Origin of the sequence: Treponema sp. UBA3813 (assembly GCA_002368605.1) — a bacterium.
Classification (GTDB): Bacteria; Spirochaetota; Spirochaetia; order Treponematales; family Treponemataceae; genus Treponema_D.
Genome location: DFEB01000005.1, coordinates 1 through 16,005 on the forward strand (window position 1 = coordinate 1; position 16,005 = coordinate 16,005).

Below are 16,005 nucleotides of genomic sequence, written 5' to 3' on the forward strand. Positions count from 1 at the left end.
AAGTCCTTTATGCGCTGGAAGTTCCTCAAGGCTGGTACGGCAAGGTGAATGTAAAGGTTGGAGACAAACTTAAACTGAATTTTTAAACATCCAGTTTAGAAAGTTCCATTGCGGCGATTTTGTCATCCGGGTCGATTTCAAGAACCGTCTGGAAGTAGCCGGCCGCCATGCCTGGATTTCCTTCCTTGAGAGCCAAATATCCCAGATTTGAGATGATTTTTGTATTCTCGCTGTCTTTGGCCAGGGCTTTTTCGAGCAGTTTTTTTGCTTCTTTTATGTTGCCCTGCTCCAGAAGACAGATTGAAAGCTCGTTGTAAGTGTCGCTTGTGTCGCCGCCTTCGAGCGTGAGTGCTTTTTCAAATGCCATCTTTGCCTCATCGAAGCGGGCGAGTTTTCTCATTCCCCAGCCAAGCATGAACCATGCGTTCCAGACATTCGGGTTTTTTTCAAGGAATTTACGGATTTCCTCAACGCCTTTTTCTTCTTCGCCACGGTCTATCAGCTGGTATGCAGCCTTGAAGTGGTCGTCGTCCATGTTGCGGTTTGCGATATTGTCCAGAATCTGCTGCGCACGGTTCTTTTTATAGACTCCGTTTTCGCCAAGCTCCTCGTCCTTTGTGTCGCATGTAAGTGCAAGGTAGGTCTCAAAAACATCTTTTGCTTCCCTGTACTTGTGCTGCTTGAGGTAGTAGAATCCCGCGTTGAAGAAAGCGTCCGGCAAAGGCGGTTCTGCTTCGAGGGCCTCGCGGTAGTAGTTGAGCGCGTCTTCATCGTAGGCATCGGCATCGTCGTGAAGACCTGAGCGGCGGTAAGAATCTGCACGCTGGTCAAGGAAAAGTGCCATATTTAGGACGATTGTCATGTCTTCCGGGTCAAAGCCGTGGAGAGCGCGGAAAATTTCTTCGGCAAGCTCAAAGTCTTCGTTTTTTGCCTTGAGAATTGCCGCTTCACCGAGTTCTTTCTTTAGGTTTGGGCGTGCGTGGCTTAAGATTGAGCGGTAATACAAGATGTGCTCGTTTTTTGGATCATAAGCCATGATTGTGAGAAGACCGGCAAGAATCTGCTCTTCGGTAAGTTCCTTCATGTTGAATGAGCCTGGATCGTCATCAGCCTTTTTTTGTACCGGAAGAGGAATGGTTGTGTCGAGGTGGAACGCTTTGTCTGAAAGTGAGAAACCTTCCGGAATGTCGATGAAATAAACCGAGTCCAATGGAGAAGCTGGATTCATAAAAACTCCTGAAAAAAAATTGAAAGATAGTAAAAAATACGCCTACCGGAAAACCGATAAGCGTTTTGCTGACTGGAATTAGTTTTGTGTAGAAGCTGCAGGCTGTTGCTCGGCGGGTTGTGGTGGAGCCGATTGAGCTTCTGCTGCAGGTGCCGCAGCTTCGGGAGCCGGAGCAGCCGGGGCTGGCTCGGCCTGAGGCTCGGATGCCTGTGCCATGACCGCAGCCTGTGCTTCCTGAGCAGCCTTTTGCTGTGCAATTTGTTCGGAAGCAGAGAGCTGAACCTTGCGGACGGCCGTTAAGTATGTGTTCAAGTGCATTTTGAAAGACAGAGGAAGCGAACTTTCGTCGAATTTGAGGCTCGCGATACAGATGTCCTTGCGGCCGGGAATTAAATCTGCGGCAACGATAGTGCCACGGATGGATAGTATTTCGCTCGGCTCGTTAAATTCGAGACGGAGAACTGCTTCTTTGCCTGTGAGAAACTGCGACAAGCCGATAAGAACAACTCTTGCTCCTGAAAAAGAAATGTCGCGTACTACACAATGACGCGGAACGCTTTGAACTACTACATTACATTCTTCTTTTGCAAGGTTGAGCTTGCGTTTGCTGTCTTCGTTGATTGGGATACGCTCTTCGCGGCGGCGAACTGCATTTGCGTTTGCCTCAAGCAGACGGCCGCAGATTTCGATAAGGTCATCCGGCGGGCGAGCCGTGAACTGGAGCGTTACGATAACCAGGTCTTTGGAATTCATGTATGGGCGTATTTCGGCAACCCTTGATGAAACAAGAAAAGTTATGAGACCATCGTCTTCCTGCTCGTTGAAGCAAAAGCGCAGATTGGCTGTCGGATTGTTCTTTGCGGCAAGAGCCTGAAAAGCTCCGCCCTTTGTGCCGACAATAATCTTGGCATGCTGGAATGAGGTTGAGTTGATAATGCAAGGCCACTGACCGCCGTTACATTTTACATAGACCTGGCGCGGATCGAGACCGAGCGCACGAATTATGTCTTTTGTGAAAGTTATTTCTGTGTCGCGGTATTGGTCATAATATTTTGTAAGCTGTTGGCTAGTAGCAATTCCCATATCCTTAATAATACCTTATAAAAACTTTATCGTCAACAAAATCATTTGTTTTTGAAGCCTAGAAAAACGGCGGATTTTCTGCGGGTTTTGTAGGACAGGGCATTTTTTCCGTTTATGAAAAGCGAGCTGGAACCGCCGCCGTCCATCTGCATGGCATCGCTTGCGCCGAGCGAGAGAATTATGTCCGCACATTCCGGGTAGGAAAGGCCGGTGCTTTGAGCTCTCTTTTCTCCTTCTACTACAAGAAGATAGAGAGTCCTTCCGTCTTTTGAAAGCCCTATTGCCGTGCGCGAGTCCTTTGTTGCTGAGAATGGCTGTTTCTGGAAATCTTTGAGAATTGTAAAAAATCCTCCAAAAGCAAAGTCATATTCAGTGAAGTCTTCCCTAGTCTGATTTTTGAAAATCTTCGCGCTGTAACCCGAATCTTCTTTTTTAAGGCAGAGCGCGCTGTATTTTTCGATTGGAGGTGATATGAGTTTTTTTTCGGCAACATGGATTCCACAGATTTTGCGAGTTGAGCTGAGCAGGGAAACTTTTTTGTTTTTGTATATGCCGTCGAAGGGCGCGGTGTTCACGCTGATGAGCGATTTTGTTTTTTGGGCGAATTCTTTTGCGGACATTCCCTTGAAGAATTCGGTTTTCTGGCCGTTTTTTTGAATGAAGTCTTTCTCAGAATTCGGAAAAGTTTCTATTGATATTGCTTCGCTTGTAAGGTCGATTTTAATGCAGTGGTATCGGAGCGGGGAAGTGTTGTCTTCGTGGAAAAGATATTCTGCCCAATCTGCATCCTGAATTTTCTGCCATTGATCTTGAAGCGGCTTTTGTAAAGAATTGTTTGTTGCACAGGAAAGAACTGCTAGTATCGGGAGTAGTGAAAGAATGGAAAGAAAATGCCGTAATGCTTTTTTCATATAAAAAAACCTCTGCAAGATAGCAGAGGTGGATTTCCTTAGTAAGCAGAGCGCGAATCGTGTGATTTGCGAGTCTTCTTCATCATTTTGCGCTGAAGAGTCTTGTTTTTTCGGTTCAGGATTGTAGATGGTTTTTCGTAGTATTCGCGTTTTTTGTATTCGCGGATGATACCTTCTTTCTCAACCATTCTCTTAAAGCGTTTGATTGCTTTTTCAAGGTTCTCTGTATCTTCAACCAAGATTGTTGCCATGTTGTTCACCTCCTGACCCCGGAAGAATCCGCAAGTTCAGAAAATTTATCAGAAATTAAAAAGAAAATCAAGCGTTTATCCCTTGGATTTCTTTATTTTTGGCTGGCATAATTGTCTTTATTTTGCTTTTCGCGGTTTTTTTCCATTACATAGCTGATAAAAAAATCCTCAAGGGTCTTGTGTGGGCCTGGAAGGTTCATTCGTTTTCGGGCGCGGGCATTATCCCTTCGGAGAGAATATTGCTGGAAAAAATCACGGTAATCTTCGCTGACATTTGTTTTTACATCAGTTTCAAGAAATGAAGATACTTCGTCACGACCGATAGCCGCAATTCCCTTTTCGCGGAGAATGTTCTTTAGTCGCGTGATTTGCTCGTATGAAATTCCGAAGAGAAATTCTTCCATTGATTGGTTTACTTCTGCGTCGCCAAGCTTAGTCTTTATGAAGTCAGACCATTGCTCATCAAGCTGGAAAGAAATCATAATTAATTCGCTTGTTCCCATCATGGTTCCGAATGCTGGTGCAAGCCGTGTGCGAGCCTTCCATACAGACTGGAGAACTGGTGAGATGTCGGAAATATTTTGGTCTGCCCTGTGCTCCCAAAGCAAAAGAAGCGAAATTGCAAGCTGACGGCGGGAAGCCATGGAGAGCGTAGTATCACGAATGAGATTCAGATAAACATCTTCCGCAAGTAAAAGAAACATCATTGAGATTGTTTCATCGTGAAATGCTGAAATTATTTTGGGGTCAAGATTTGCTTCCCTGGAGATTTTTTCGAGGGATGAGAAAGTGTGCAGTTTTGCAACCAAAAAACCTTTACCCAAAGTTGCCTTTGAAGGAAGCTGGAGCGCAGTGTCGCCTTCTCGCTTTGAATTTATAAGTGAATCGATAAGGGAAGTCGGGGTTCGCGTTCCGCCAGTAAGATTCGCGCGTTCAAGAAGAGACGGAAAGTTTGCTATGGCAGCCGCAAGTTTTTTTAAGTCTTCAACTCTTTTGTTGAATGGCTCAAGCTCTTCTTTTTTTATTTCTGATAGAGTTTGCCGAAGAGTTTTTACCAACTGGCGCTGATGTTCTGTGAATACGACAATTCCTGTGTCAAGACCAGAGTCCTCAACTCGATCTTTTTTGTCGAAGAACTCGTTTATGTCAACTGCCGTAAATTCGGGTGAAAGTTCATTCATTTGAAGCACCATTTAGAATTATACCATAGTTTTCCCTAATTTCAATAATAATTATTGCCGATTGTAGGATTATGAAGAAATTTCTCTTTCTGATTTTTACAGTCTTTTTCTCGGTTCTGCCACTTTTTGCAGCTGAAGACATGTTGATTCATCCTGAAGATTTGCGACTTGTTTATGAAGAGGGGAGTGACTTTTCGAATTCTGGTGGCTACCATTTGTATATCAGAAAGAAAAGCGGAATCGAGTCGGTCATGCTTGTTGAGACGACGAAAGACCCGGAGGGAAAATCTGACAATTACGCCTATCGTGCGCTTGAATATAATCCTGTTAATGGTGATGAAATTCGTTACCTGGACGGAAAAGTCCTTGATTCTCCAGGGGCAAAGTATCCTCTTATGGATTCAACTCCAGAGGCGGACAGCGTTTTCGGTCAGGCTTTTCATATTTTTATTCCAAGTGAAATTGCTTACGGTTATCCTTGGACACGGAACGGTCTTGTAAGAATCGGTCGTGGAACATTCATAAATATTCGTTCATTTGAAAAAAAATACGGGGATTATTCTGGAAGTTATGCGGATAATGCGTTTATGTTTGATCTGGGAAAAGCCGTAGAAAAAAAGAAGGTTCCTGTAATTGAAAAAACACCCTTGCCTGAGACTCCTCATATTATTGAACCTCCAGTAAAAGAACCGCCTGTAATTGAAGAGCCTGAAGTAATTGTCCTTACAGATGATTATAATCCTGTGGCGGCTGAAACATTTAAGAATATCGCTGCCTTTGCTGGTGGTGAAATGGTTTATTCAAAAGGACCTGAGACCCTACCAGCTGATATTATGGCTTCTCTTGACAGAATTAAAAACAAGGATTGTGTTGATGTGATTTTTGCGATAGACACGACCGGAAGCATGAAAGATGACATCCAGGAGTTGCGTGAAGTTTGGATTCCCCAGCTTATCGAGAAGGTGAAAGAATTTAAGGGAATCAGGCTGGGGCTTTTGCTCTATCGGGATTACGGCGACACTTACAAATGGATGGACTTGCCAGTTAAAAAATTCGAATTTACTGAGAATGTTCAAAATTTTAAGAAGTATCTGAATAGTTTCTATATACATGGTACGGAAGGTGGAGACATCCCAGAAGCGGTTTATGAGGCTTTATTTGCTTCTCTTGAGTATTACAGGTGGCGCGAAGACGCTGAGCGGAAAATCATTCTGATTGGAGACGCCGAGCCTCATCCCTCTCCACGGGGAAGCGGAAAATATTCAAAAGATGTGGTAGCACGACTTGCTGAGGAAAAAAGCGTTATGATTGACGCGATTATCGTTCCTGACAACAAAAGTGATCGGGGGCGGTGAGACTAAGCGGATATTAGTATGATTTTATTTTGATTTTTCGTTGATTTTTTCCATTTCGATTTGTGAGAGTTTATTGTATGCTCCCGGAAGTGTTCCAGGTTGAGCCAAGGCGTACAAGTCGAGTATTTCCTGAAAAACAATCTTTGCTTTTTCGTACTTTTTTTGTTTCATGTAGAGATGCCCAATCTCATAACTTGCTTCAAGATAAACGGCAGGGGCATCTGCATATCGCTCGGTAACGGCGGTGTAGTATGCCAAAGAGGCCTTGTAGTGACCATTTTCAAATTCGGTCTGACCTTTTTGAATAAGCTCCTGAGCTGTTAAATCTTCTGGAATTTCTTTTGGAACTGTTGAGCAGGCGACGAAAAAAGCTGAGCAAAGGGCAATAATAAAAATTGATTTGAGTGATGTGCGTTTCATATAATCATAATAACAAATTGTCATAAAAAAAGATACTACAGCGAAAAGAAAGATAGTCTTCCTTATTTAGGTTCCTATAAATAGAATCGTTGAACACATCTTGCTTTTTTGGTAAACTCTCCTCATCAATTTTTTGGGAGAAAATCATGGCCACACCATTGGAAAATTATCTTTCTTCTTGCGGAAACAAACCAACAGCCGCAATGTGCGCGTATGTCGCAAATCTTCAGCAGGTCGCTTCAGTCAATCCGAAAATCGCGGCTTCTGTCGTAAACGAAATTCAGAACCAGCGCAGCCACCTCAAGCTTATCGCTTCTGAGAACTATTGTTCTCTCGCAGTTCAGGCCGCTATGGGCAACCTCCTCACAGATAAATATGCTGAAGGTTATCCAGAGCACCGCTATTACGGCGGATGTGTCAATGTTGATGCCGTTGAAATGGAAGCTGCCCGCGAAGCAGAGGAACTCTTCGGGGCTGATTACGCTTATGTTCAGCCACACTCAGGAGCTGACACGAATTTGGTCGCATACTGGGCAATTTTGAGCGCAAAGGTTGAGACTCCAACACTTGAAGAACTTGGTGTAAAATCTCTCAACGATTTGAGTGACGCTCAGTTCGCAGAGCTTCGAAAACGCTTTGGAAACCAGAAATTGATGGGCTTGGATTATTCTTGCGGCGGCCATCTTACTCACGGCTATAAAATGAATGTCTCTGCCCGCATGTTTGAGAGCCATCCTTATGGTGTTGATAAAGAGACCGGCTTGCTCGACTACGACGCAATCGAAAAGCAGGCAATGGAAGTTAAGCCGCTCATTCTCCTTACCGGATATTCAGCTTACCCGCGCAAAATTAACTTCAAACGATTCCGCGAAATCGCCGACAAGTGCGGAGCAGTCCTCATGGTAGATATGGCTCACTTCGCTGGTCTCGTGGCAGGAAAGGTCTTCACCGGCGACTACGACCCGGTAAAATGGGCTGACATCGTAACCACAACAACTCACAAAACTTTGCGTGGTCCTCGCGGTGCTATGATTCTCTGCAAAAAAGAATTCGCTGACTATGTAAACAAGGGCTGTCCTATGGTTTTGGGCGGACCACTCCCGCATGTTATGGCCGCAAAGGCAATCGCTTTTAAAGAAGCAAACACGCCCGCTTATCAAGAATATGCAAAAAAAGTCGTGGCAAACGCACAGGCTCTGGCAAAAGCTCTCCAGGATCTTGGTGTACGCCTCCAGACTGACGGCACTGACAACCACCTCATGCTGGCAGATGTCACATCTTACGGGCTTACAGGAAAGCAGGCTGAGGCCGCAATGTTCGAGTGCGGCGTCACTGTAAACGCAAATGCCCTTCCTTACGACAAAAACGGCGCATGGTGGACAAGCGGCCTCCGCTTGGGAACTCCAGCCCTCACAACGCTTGGTATGGGTGAATCAGAGATGAAAGAAGTCGCTTCAATCATCGATCAGGTTCTCAAAGGAACAAAACCAGGTCTCACAAAAGAAGGAAAACCAGCAAAAGGCAAAATCGACCTTGATCCGGCCGTAAAAGAAGCCGCTTCAAAACGAGTTCAGGCCCTCTTGAGCAAGTTCGTTCTTTATCCTGAGCTTGATTTGGACTTCCTGAAGAAAGAATTCTGCAAATAAAATCGCGAATTCCTCACAGAGCTGGGGAGTACACAGAGTTTTATTCTGTGTGTGAAAAATTAACACCACAGTCATGTTGCTTTTTATGAGCGATACGGACTGTGGTGTTTTTTTTGAAGAATAAAAAAAATCTCTCTGTGGCTCTGTGGCCTCTGTGAGGAATTTTTAATCGCTTATCGCAGATTTCTTAATCTGATACTTACTTCCGCAACAGTGACAGACAACTTCCAGCGGGTCCGGGTCGTTTGCGATGATGTCCTCAAGCTCTGCCTTGGGAAGGTGCTTTATGTGCCCGGCGAAAGTCTCTGCGCTGCAGGGGCAGTCGAAAATCACGTCGCGGTTTAAGACGGCCGTTGGCTTGAACTCACGGAAAAGGCCGTAAATTACATCTTCCATATCGCCGCCATCAGCAAACCACTTTCCTATTGATGGCATGGCCTTAAAAGCGTTTTCTGCCCGGCGAATCAAATCTTCCTCGGTTTCTTTTTTATCCTCAGCTCCGGAATTCTCCGTTTGCGCGCTTATTCTGCTCTTTCCGCCCGCTCCCGGAACATGCTGAAGAAACATTCCCCCAGCGCCGATTACCCGGCCTTTTTCGTCAAACTGAATGCTTGTGTTGAAGGCAGTGTGAATCTGCTCGCTCTGCAAAAAATACCATGCCAGATCCTTTGCGATATTCTTGTACATGATTTCGACCGTACCGACTTGCGGGGCCTTCATTCCCTCGCCGATACGGGAAATAGTGAGAGTGCCATCCCCCAAAAATGGCGACAAATCCCAGTTTTCAAGGGGCTTTTCAATGGGAATCCTGTCCTGGAGCAAAAATCCCCGCACATAGCCGGTGGAATCGGCCTCTACGGAAAAGCCTGCCGCAGGACCGTTGGTGTCGTAGCGGAAAGTCAGGTGTTCCCGGCCTTTCATAGTGGGAATCAAAAGGGCGGCGCAGAGCATGGCCTGGCCTAAAACCATTGTCTCCAAAATGCCTAAGTTGTGTTGCAGTCTCATCTGGTTTACGAGCCGGGTTCCGTTGAAAAATGCGCCTCGGAAGCTGCCGTCTGCCATGACGAACATGGTCATCTCGTCTTTATGAATTTTTGCCAAGTGGGCCAGTAATTCTGAATCTGTAAGTTCCTGTTTAATCATAAATATATTATACTGAAATAAGGCGGGGATGCACACTGATTTACGAAGATTTGTTTTTATCGTTTTATCGATGTCAAAAATTCGTGCATATTATTTCCTTTTGTGCTATAATATTTCGATTCTATTTTTCGAGGATTTTTTTATGAGATTATATGTTGGAAATCTTAGCTACACGACTACCGAAGACACTTTGCGTGAGGCTTTTTCAAATTACGGAGATGTCGTTTCCGTTCAGATTATGAAAGACAAATTCACGGAAGCCTCAAAAGGATTTGGCTTCGTCGAAATGGGGACTGAAATCCAGAGCGAGCGGGCTATAGGTGGCATGAACGGAAAGCCTGTGGACGGACGCAGAATTCGTGTGAGCGAGGCTTTGGAAAAGCCGAAGCGGGAAGGTGGGGCGAGAAAATTTGTAAAGCGTGATGGGGAGCGCCGGGAACGATTCGACCGAGAGAAGCGTGGAAGGAGCACCTATGGTGACCGTGATAGCAACGCAGAAGAATATTAATTTTATAGAGAATTAGGCTTTTTTTGCCGATAAATAAGAGATGTGTTATACTTTTCTAAATGTATAAAAGTTAGGGGGCTTTATGTATAAAACACAACGGCGTATTGCTTTGTTTGCCATCAACTTGCTGTCGGTGCTTGCATTCATTTATATTGCAGTTAATCTTGCGCCACAGACGAAACTTACAGACTACAAAACTTATTCAAATATCTTCCCGATTGTAGTTACGGCTCTTCTTTTTGCAATCTTGTTGTTTACGAGTATCACTTTGTTTGAAAATGCCCGTGGTCGAATCGAAAAAAAGTCCATGGAGAACGGCGCCACTTTATTCCTTACAAAATTCATCGAGCGGCTTCGTTTCTGTTACTCTCTCGAAGATTTTACATCTGCCGTTTCTGAAATCCTTGAGCTTGAGGCCGATTGTGCTGTTTTATATATAGATAGAAATGCAAACTATGTTCTTTATAACAGCCCCAACAAATTTACGAATGACCCAAAAATTCTTGCAAAATTAGAGCAAAACTATACCGCTGAATGGCATGACCCTATTAATTTTATTGGAGACAGCCTCGGTCTTGTTGAAAACCGTAATAAAGCCCGCGGTTTTTTCTTTGCAAGTGACGGTGAACAGTTCTATGTCTTCAACAGATACACTTATCTTTTCGACAGCGAGATTTATGAAAAATTCTACGAGGAATTCGTCCGATTTCAAAATCGTTCGAGAATCATTTCAAGTCTTTCTGAAATCTCCGAACTTTCAACTGAATGGCAGCAGCTTGCAGATGCGCAGATTTCCTTCCTGCCCAAAAAAATGCCTGAAATCAAGAACCTCAAGCTGGGAGCTTATTTCCGTCCGCTGATTAATGTTTCTGGTGACTATTACACGGTTCTTCCTATCGACGAGAACAAAACCCTGCTCATGTTGGGTGATGTTTCTGGTAAAGGTCTTGCGGCAGCTCTCGTCATGGGTTTGGTGATGAATACTGTCAAAATTAAAGAGAATAAAGAAGATTTGGTAGGCATGATTATCTCCGTGGATGCCGCTATCAAAGGAATGCATTTGCAGGATAAGTACACGGTTCTTTTTATCGGCATTGTTGATACTGAAAAAATGAAAATCACCTATGTAAACGCATCAATGTCTGACCCTATTATCGTTACCCGCTCTCCTGAAGGTTACCGAATCAAGTCCCTTTCTTCAAATTGTTCTGTCGTAGGCATTATCCCTATTGATGAGAGTGATGTTCAGGTTTCTGAGCAGCGTCTTTTCTCTGGCGACCTTATTATGATGGCTTCGGATGGTGTTTCCGAGGTTATGAACGAGGATAAAGTCGAGTTGGGGGACACGGAATTATTTACCGATACGATTAAGGCCAGTGCTTCAAAGGATCCTCAGGACTTTGTAAAAGATATTGTAAATCTTGTATTGAGCTACAATGCCGACACAAGGCTTCATGATGACTTGACAATGCTCGTCGCAAAGGTTGAAAGGTAGGTAGACTGATGATTTACGGTTTTATTAATGTCGCATTTGCCCTGTTCATGACATGGCTCGCAATTTTTGTTGATTCAAAAACAGGCAACGAAGGTAAGCATCCTGTTATATCGCTTAATGTATTCCTTGCATTGGCATGTGGCGCTATGGGACTTACTATTTTTTCTGCCTATGGTGCTCCTGAACGACTTACTACTTTCTTTGCCGAATTGACATATATTCTTGCAGGAATCTATTCTATTAACTTGGCTGTGTATTTCATATTCTATCCAAATACCGAAAAAAATGCCGTTGCTCAGCTTCTTTCTATTAGCGGCGATATTTGGTGTATATGGGCTGTCTTTTTCCACTTCACTGGAGTTACTGTAACTGGTTATACTGGTCTCCGTATTGAATCTGTATCGCTTTTTATGCATAGTCTTGCGACAATCTTCCCATATAACTGGTTTGATTTTTACCGCTTGATAGTTTTGTTTGTCATTCCTTTCTTTGCAGTTATTATCATGCTTTTGCGGGCAGAGAACCGGGATGGAAGACTCGATCACCAGAAATCTATATTGAACGCATCTGCTCTGCTTGCTTCATGGCTGGCTCTTGCGCTCGTCAATGTTGCAACTGACCGTGTTGCACTTTTCTCAACATTTTTCCTTGTTCCTTATGTGCTTGCTCAGTGGATTATAGTTCGTGCCGTCCTTGTAGACTTCTTGTATGATGTTTTCTCAATGGTTGGTTTTGTCCTCAAGGGCGTTATTTGTTATTTCTTCCCGGCTCTGCTCGTAGGTTTCGGATTTGCATACTTATGGTCAAGTATGAATCAGCATGGTTTGGCTTTCTATGCCTACCTTGTGTTCCTGATTGTTGCCGTTATTGTCGGTGCATACCAGATTATGAAATTCTTTAACAGACGGTCAGGTTTCCGCTCTTTGCGATATGCAACGATGTTCGAGGAAGATCTTTCAAACTTCGACTTCTCTGATGACCCTGAAAATATCGTAAGAAACATGCAGAATATCTTCACGAAGAACATTGGTATGTCTTTCATGCGTATTTTGATTGAAAACGGAAATGAAGAGCTGGAATCAGTATATGACCTCCCTGATGAAAAGCATCTTACCGTTCCTGGACGCGGTAAAATGTTTGATTCTTTGCTCAATCAGAATCGTCGTATCGTTTTCAAAACTGCGCTTGACGCTGGTTATTATTATTCAGGCTCACGAGAGGAAATTGCAAAATTCTTCTTAACGACAGGTTCCGATGCATTTATCATTTTGAATGAAGGCCGCCACATTTTGGGTGTCATTATCCTTGGACAGAAAGCCGGCGGTAACATTTACAACAACTATGATCGCGAGGTTTTCACAAAACTGTATTCATACTTCTTCGTGTTCGGTTACTACATGAAGAACATTGGTAACGAGTCCATTGTCGGTGTCGTCAACCGAGAGATCCGTATGTCTGAGCAGATTATCGAATCTATTCAGGGTAACATGGATCCAATTAAAAACAAACGGTACGATTCAGGTTCAATGATGGTTCATGCCCACAACATTGGCGGTGAGTTCATTGACTTGATTAAACTTTCTGAAGACCGCCATATTTTCGTTATGGGTGATCTTTCTGGTAAGGGTATCGCTGCTTCCATGAGCATGGTTATCGTTAAGTCTGTCATCCGAACCTTCTTGCAGGAAACGAAGGACTTTAAGCTCCTTGTTGAAAAGGTCAATCAGTTCATTCGCTTCAACTTGCCCAGAGGTACCTTCTTTGAGGGAATCTTTGCCCTCATTGATTTCAAAGAAGATACTGTTTATTACATTAACTGTGCGGTTCCGGCATTTTTCCTTTATAACCGGGCTTACAACAATGTCATGGAAATTCAGGGAGAAGGTCATGTTTTGGGCTTCGTAAAAGATATTTCTCCGTACATTAAGGTAAAAAAAGTCAAACTCAATCCTGGTGACATTATTTTTGCTTGTACTGACGGTGTGCTTGACTCTAAATCACTTCGAGGTGAGGCATTCGGAAAAGACCGTTTGCAGAAGTCTATCATCGAAAATACTATGCTTTCTGCTCAAAACATGATTTCTGTTACATACAATTCGCTTCTTGACTTCCTTACCAAAGAGCTTGATGACGATGTTAGTATCTTCACATTAAAATTATTGCGATAAAAGGGGTAAAAAATGGAACAGCTTTCTATTACGGAAAAACAAGGCGCAAACTATGTTATTTATGAAATTGCTGGCGCCATGAATACCTATACAGTTACGGAGTTGGCTGAAAAACTCGATGAAATGATAAAAAAATCTAATGTTGTCGTTGATATGGAGCGGGTTGAGACAATCGATTCTGTCGGAGTCGGTTTGCTAATGGCAACATTCAATGACGGTGAGGACAATAATCATCATTTTTACATTATGAATCCGTCTGCACCTGCACGAATTGCACTTGAAGAAACAGGATTTTACGATGTCTTTGAGATTATCCATGCGGTAACCGAAGTTCAGTAAATTAAAATTGGGTGGGAAAATGAAAAAAGTTATTTTTGCTCTTGTTTGTGCCTTTGCTTTGTGCGGCTGTGAAAAAAAAGTCGCCCTTGCTGAGACTTCTGCTCAGAATCAAAAGTTCGTTAAAGAATCAAAAGAATCAAAATCTGAAAATCCGAATCCCGAAGTCGAAAAGCTCCGTCGGGTTTTTGCGAAAATGACAGACCGCTGCAAGGAAGCTATTCCCAACGGAAATCCTGAGGAATTTTTGGCAGACTTACACAAAGTCCTTGAAGAAGAAAATAATGCCCATCGCTCAGACGACTTGGATTTGCTTTATCTCATCGACAAAAAACATAATATTGGTTCTGACTATGTTCCAAAAGATTTAAAGCCTGTAAAAAACAACGATTTATGGAATGTGAGCCGAAATGATTTGTCTCTTCGGCCAGAAAGCTACGCCGCCCTTGAAGAGCTTTCCCGGTCAGCCCTTGCCGATGGAATCAAACTCATGGTTTCTTCGACCTACCGCTCATACAAATATCAGGAAGGGCTTTTCAACCGCTATGTTAAGCAGGATGGCCTTGAGCTTGCCGAGCGGTATTCTGCCAGACCCGGAACAAGCCAGCATCAGCTCGGAATGGCTATAGACTTTGGCTCAATCACCGATGACTGGGGCGACACAAAGATGGGAAAATGGGTTTATCAGCATGCCGCCGAGCACGGTTGGAGCCTTTCATTTCCCCAAGGCTATGAAGATGTTACGGGCTATATGTGGGAATGTTGGCATTTCCGCTATATCGGTGTAGAGGCCTGCCACTTCCAGAAAAAATGGTTCAGTGATGTCCAGCAATTCATGCTGGAATTTGTCGCCGCATGGAAGCAGACTGATTAGGGTAAAGCTGCGGGAAGGCAAAGGAAAATAACATGGCAAACGGCGAAGAAGACTTACGGGAAAAAAACAAAGATTCCGCTCCTCTCTCTCAAAAATACGATGACTGGCGGGTCGGTCAGGGGCGGGAGGACGCGGACATGCTTCAGGAAAAACACTTAAGCTGGAAAAGCAAAAAGGACTGGAGCGAAAAATACGACCGGGACTATGACGACTGATTCTGCCCCTGCTCAAAGCGAAACTTTTGCCGTCTCCCTTTTGCTTGACGCTCAAGCCTCAGAAAAGATTCGCTCCCTTCAGAAGGATTTTTCAAAGGCCACGGGAAACGGCTCCCTCATAAAAAAGAATGCCCCTGTCCATGTCACTTTAGGGATGTTCCATGTGGCAGAGGGGCAGCTTCTTGAGCTAAAATCCCTTTTTTCTGATTTTGCCTCTGCCCTTGAAAAAAAACTCACTTTGGAATTTGGCGACATCGATTTTTTCAAGGAAAAGGTGATTTTTCTTTCTCTTAACAAGGCTGATAAGACCGCTCCCGCCGAAAATGGCTCGTCTTTTGAAATCCTGAAAGCGCTGAACGCCCGCCTGCACGAGGCCTTTCTTCCCCATTTTGAGGCTGGCGGAAACCGCAACTACATCCCGGAAAATTTCTTCCCCCACATTGCCCTTGCCTTAAAACTCACGAAAGACCAGTTCCAAAAGGCCATGAATATATTTTTGGTTCCAGCTATCCCTTGCGCAAAAGTCACATACATTTCCCTTGCCCGCTGTCATCCCTACGAAGAAATAATGAAGATTTCCCTGACCGATAGCCTGAATCCTGAGCAGAGACACAAAAACATGGCGGCCATTCACAGCACTGGCGGAAAGCTTGAAGTCTCCCTGCGCTCACAGCTTTTTAAATTCGGCTTCCGTTTCCGAAAAAATGACAAGCGGCTGACAGGAAAACCCGACATCGTTTTTCCGCATTACAAGGCTGTGGTTTTTGTGAACGGCTGCTTCTGGCATGCGCACGGCTGGGAACCCAGCCGAAGTTCAATAGTTTCCACTCATGCAAACGGAGCGACAGCGACGTATGCCCACGGCTGGGAACCCGGCCGAAGTTCAATAGTTTCCTCTCCGATTCTCGAAGAAAATGTGCTTTATTCCCTCAAATGCGACAAATTCCGTATGCCGACCACAAATCCCGAATTCTGGCTGGCCAAATTCACCCGAAACCGGGAGCGGGACTTACGGGACATAGAAAAATTGCTGGGCGAAGGCTGGCGCGTGGGCGTTGTCTGGGAATGTTCGATTACCGGCCGGCTCAGGAAAGAAAAAATCCGCTCGGTGGCTGAAAAAATCTCCCTCTGGCTTGAGGAAGGTTATTCCGAAATCTACCGGGAGTTTTAATCTTTTAAGAGAATTCTGCT

16 protein-coding genes are annotated in these 16,005 nt (G+C 44.2%); 9 read left to right on the top strand and 7 right to left on the bottom strand.

Translation table 11 applies throughout. The annotated features are described in order from the left end of the window. Positions 1-82 precede the first annotated feature (82 nt). The 5 genes from B2089_RS00265 to B2089_RS00285 all read right to left on the bottom strand — a co-directional run bounded on the left by B2089_RS00265 (position 83) and on the right by B2089_RS00285 (position 4,654). The gene (locus B2089_RS00265; protein ID WP_296685273.1) at positions 83-1,228 is read right to left on the bottom strand and encodes a tetratricopeptide repeat protein; all 1,146 of its coding nucleotides are present in this window, start codon (positions 1,226-1,228) and stop codon (positions 83-85) included. A gap of 78 nt (positions 1,229-1,306) precedes the next feature. After that, on the bottom strand, positions 1,307-2,311 hold the full coding sequence (locus B2089_RS00270; protein ID WP_296685275.1) for a PilZ domain-containing protein: 1,005 nt from the start codon (positions 2,309-2,311) through the stop codon (positions 1,307-1,309). 41 nt (positions 2,312-2,352) lie between these two features. Then, positions 2,353-3,222: a phosphodiester glycosidase family protein gene (locus B2089_RS00275; RefSeq protein ID WP_296685277.1), complete on the bottom strand. Its 870-nt coding sequence runs from the start codon at positions 3,220-3,222 to the stop codon at positions 2,353-2,355. A 38-nt stretch (positions 3,223-3,260) separates the two neighbouring features. Beyond that, positions 3,261-3,473 carry a 30S ribosomal protein S21 gene (gene rpsU / locus B2089_RS00280; RefSeq protein ID WP_184658955.1) on the bottom strand — a complete coding sequence of 71 codons (213 nt, stop codon included), beginning with the start codon at positions 3,471-3,473 and terminating at the stop codon, positions 3,261-3,263. Positions 3,474-3,565: 92 nt separating this feature from the next. Next, positions 3,566-4,654, bottom strand: coding sequence for a hypothetical protein (locus tag B2089_RS00285; RefSeq protein WP_296321626.1), 1,089 nt, complete (start codon positions 4,652-4,654; stop codon positions 3,566-3,568). A gap of 71 nt (positions 4,655-4,725) precedes the next feature. On the opposite strand from B2089_RS00285, the gene B2089_RS00290 reads away from it, so the two are divergent. Further along, complete coding sequence (locus B2089_RS00290; protein ID WP_296321623.1) at positions 4,726-6,009, top strand: vWA domain-containing protein; 1,284 nt, start codon at positions 4,726-4,728, stop codon at positions 6,007-6,009. A gap of 24 nt (positions 6,010-6,033) precedes the next feature. Here the strand turns inward: B2089_RS00290 and B2089_RS00295 are convergent, their stop codons facing one another. After that, a complete protein-coding gene (locus B2089_RS00295; protein WP_296321621.1) occupies positions 6,034-6,429 on the bottom strand; it encodes a hypothetical protein in 396 nt (131 codons plus the stop codon). A 146-nt stretch (positions 6,430-6,575) separates the two neighbouring features. On the opposite strand from B2089_RS00295, the gene B2089_RS00300 reads away from it, so the two are divergent. Beyond that, positions 6,576-8,075 (top strand): glycine hydroxymethyltransferase, encoded by a 1,500-nt coding sequence (locus B2089_RS00300; RefSeq protein ID WP_296321618.1) that lies wholly within the window; start codon positions 6,576-6,578, stop codon positions 8,073-8,075. A 165-nt stretch (positions 8,076-8,240) separates the two neighbouring features. Here the strand turns inward: B2089_RS00300 and B2089_RS00305 are convergent, their stop codons facing one another. After that, positions 8,241-9,218 (bottom strand): Hsp33 family molecular chaperone HslO, encoded by a 978-nt coding sequence (locus B2089_RS00305; protein ID WP_296321616.1) that lies wholly within the window; start codon positions 9,216-9,218, stop codon positions 8,241-8,243. 142 nt (positions 9,219-9,360) lie between these two features. Here B2089_RS00305 and B2089_RS00310 point away from each other — a divergent pair, with 142 nt between their 5' ends. From B2089_RS00310 to B2089_RS00340, 7 genes are all read left to right on the top strand, one after another. Then, entirely contained in the window at positions 9,361-9,726 is a 366-nt protein-coding gene (locus B2089_RS00310) for an RNA recognition motif domain-containing protein (protein ID WP_296321613.1), read from the top strand. Between the two features lie 82 nt (positions 9,727-9,808). Continuing rightward, positions 9,809-11,221 (top strand): PP2C family protein-serine/threonine phosphatase, encoded by a 1,413-nt coding sequence (locus B2089_RS00315; RefSeq protein WP_296321610.1) that lies wholly within the window; start codon positions 9,809-9,811, stop codon positions 11,219-11,221. A gap of 8 nt (positions 11,222-11,229) precedes the next feature. Continuing rightward, entirely contained in the window at positions 11,230-13,389 is a 2,160-nt protein-coding gene (locus tag B2089_RS00320; protein ID WP_296321608.1) for a PP2C family protein-serine/threonine phosphatase, read from the top strand. A 12-nt stretch (positions 13,390-13,401) separates the two neighbouring features. Beyond that, a complete protein-coding gene (locus B2089_RS00325; protein WP_296321605.1) occupies positions 13,402-13,728 on the top strand; it encodes an STAS domain-containing protein in 327 nt (108 codons plus the stop codon). A gap of 19 nt (positions 13,729-13,747) precedes the next feature. Beyond that, a complete protein-coding gene (locus B2089_RS00330; RefSeq protein ID WP_296321602.1) occupies positions 13,748-14,599 on the top strand; it encodes a M15 family metallopeptidase in 852 nt (283 codons plus the stop codon). Positions 14,600-14,631: 32 nt separating this feature from the next. After that, complete coding sequence (locus B2089_RS00335) at positions 14,632-14,814, top strand: hypothetical protein (RefSeq protein ID WP_296321599.1); 183 nt, start codon at positions 14,632-14,634, stop codon at positions 14,812-14,814. Then, the gene (locus tag B2089_RS00340) at positions 14,804-15,985 is read left to right on the top strand and encodes a 2'-5' RNA ligase family protein (protein WP_296321596.1); all 1,182 of its coding nucleotides are present in this window, start codon (positions 14,804-14,806) and stop codon (positions 15,983-15,985) included. Before B2089_RS00335 ends, B2089_RS00340 begins: the two co-directional genes overlap by 11 nt. Positions 15,986-16,005: the final 20 nt, after the last annotated feature.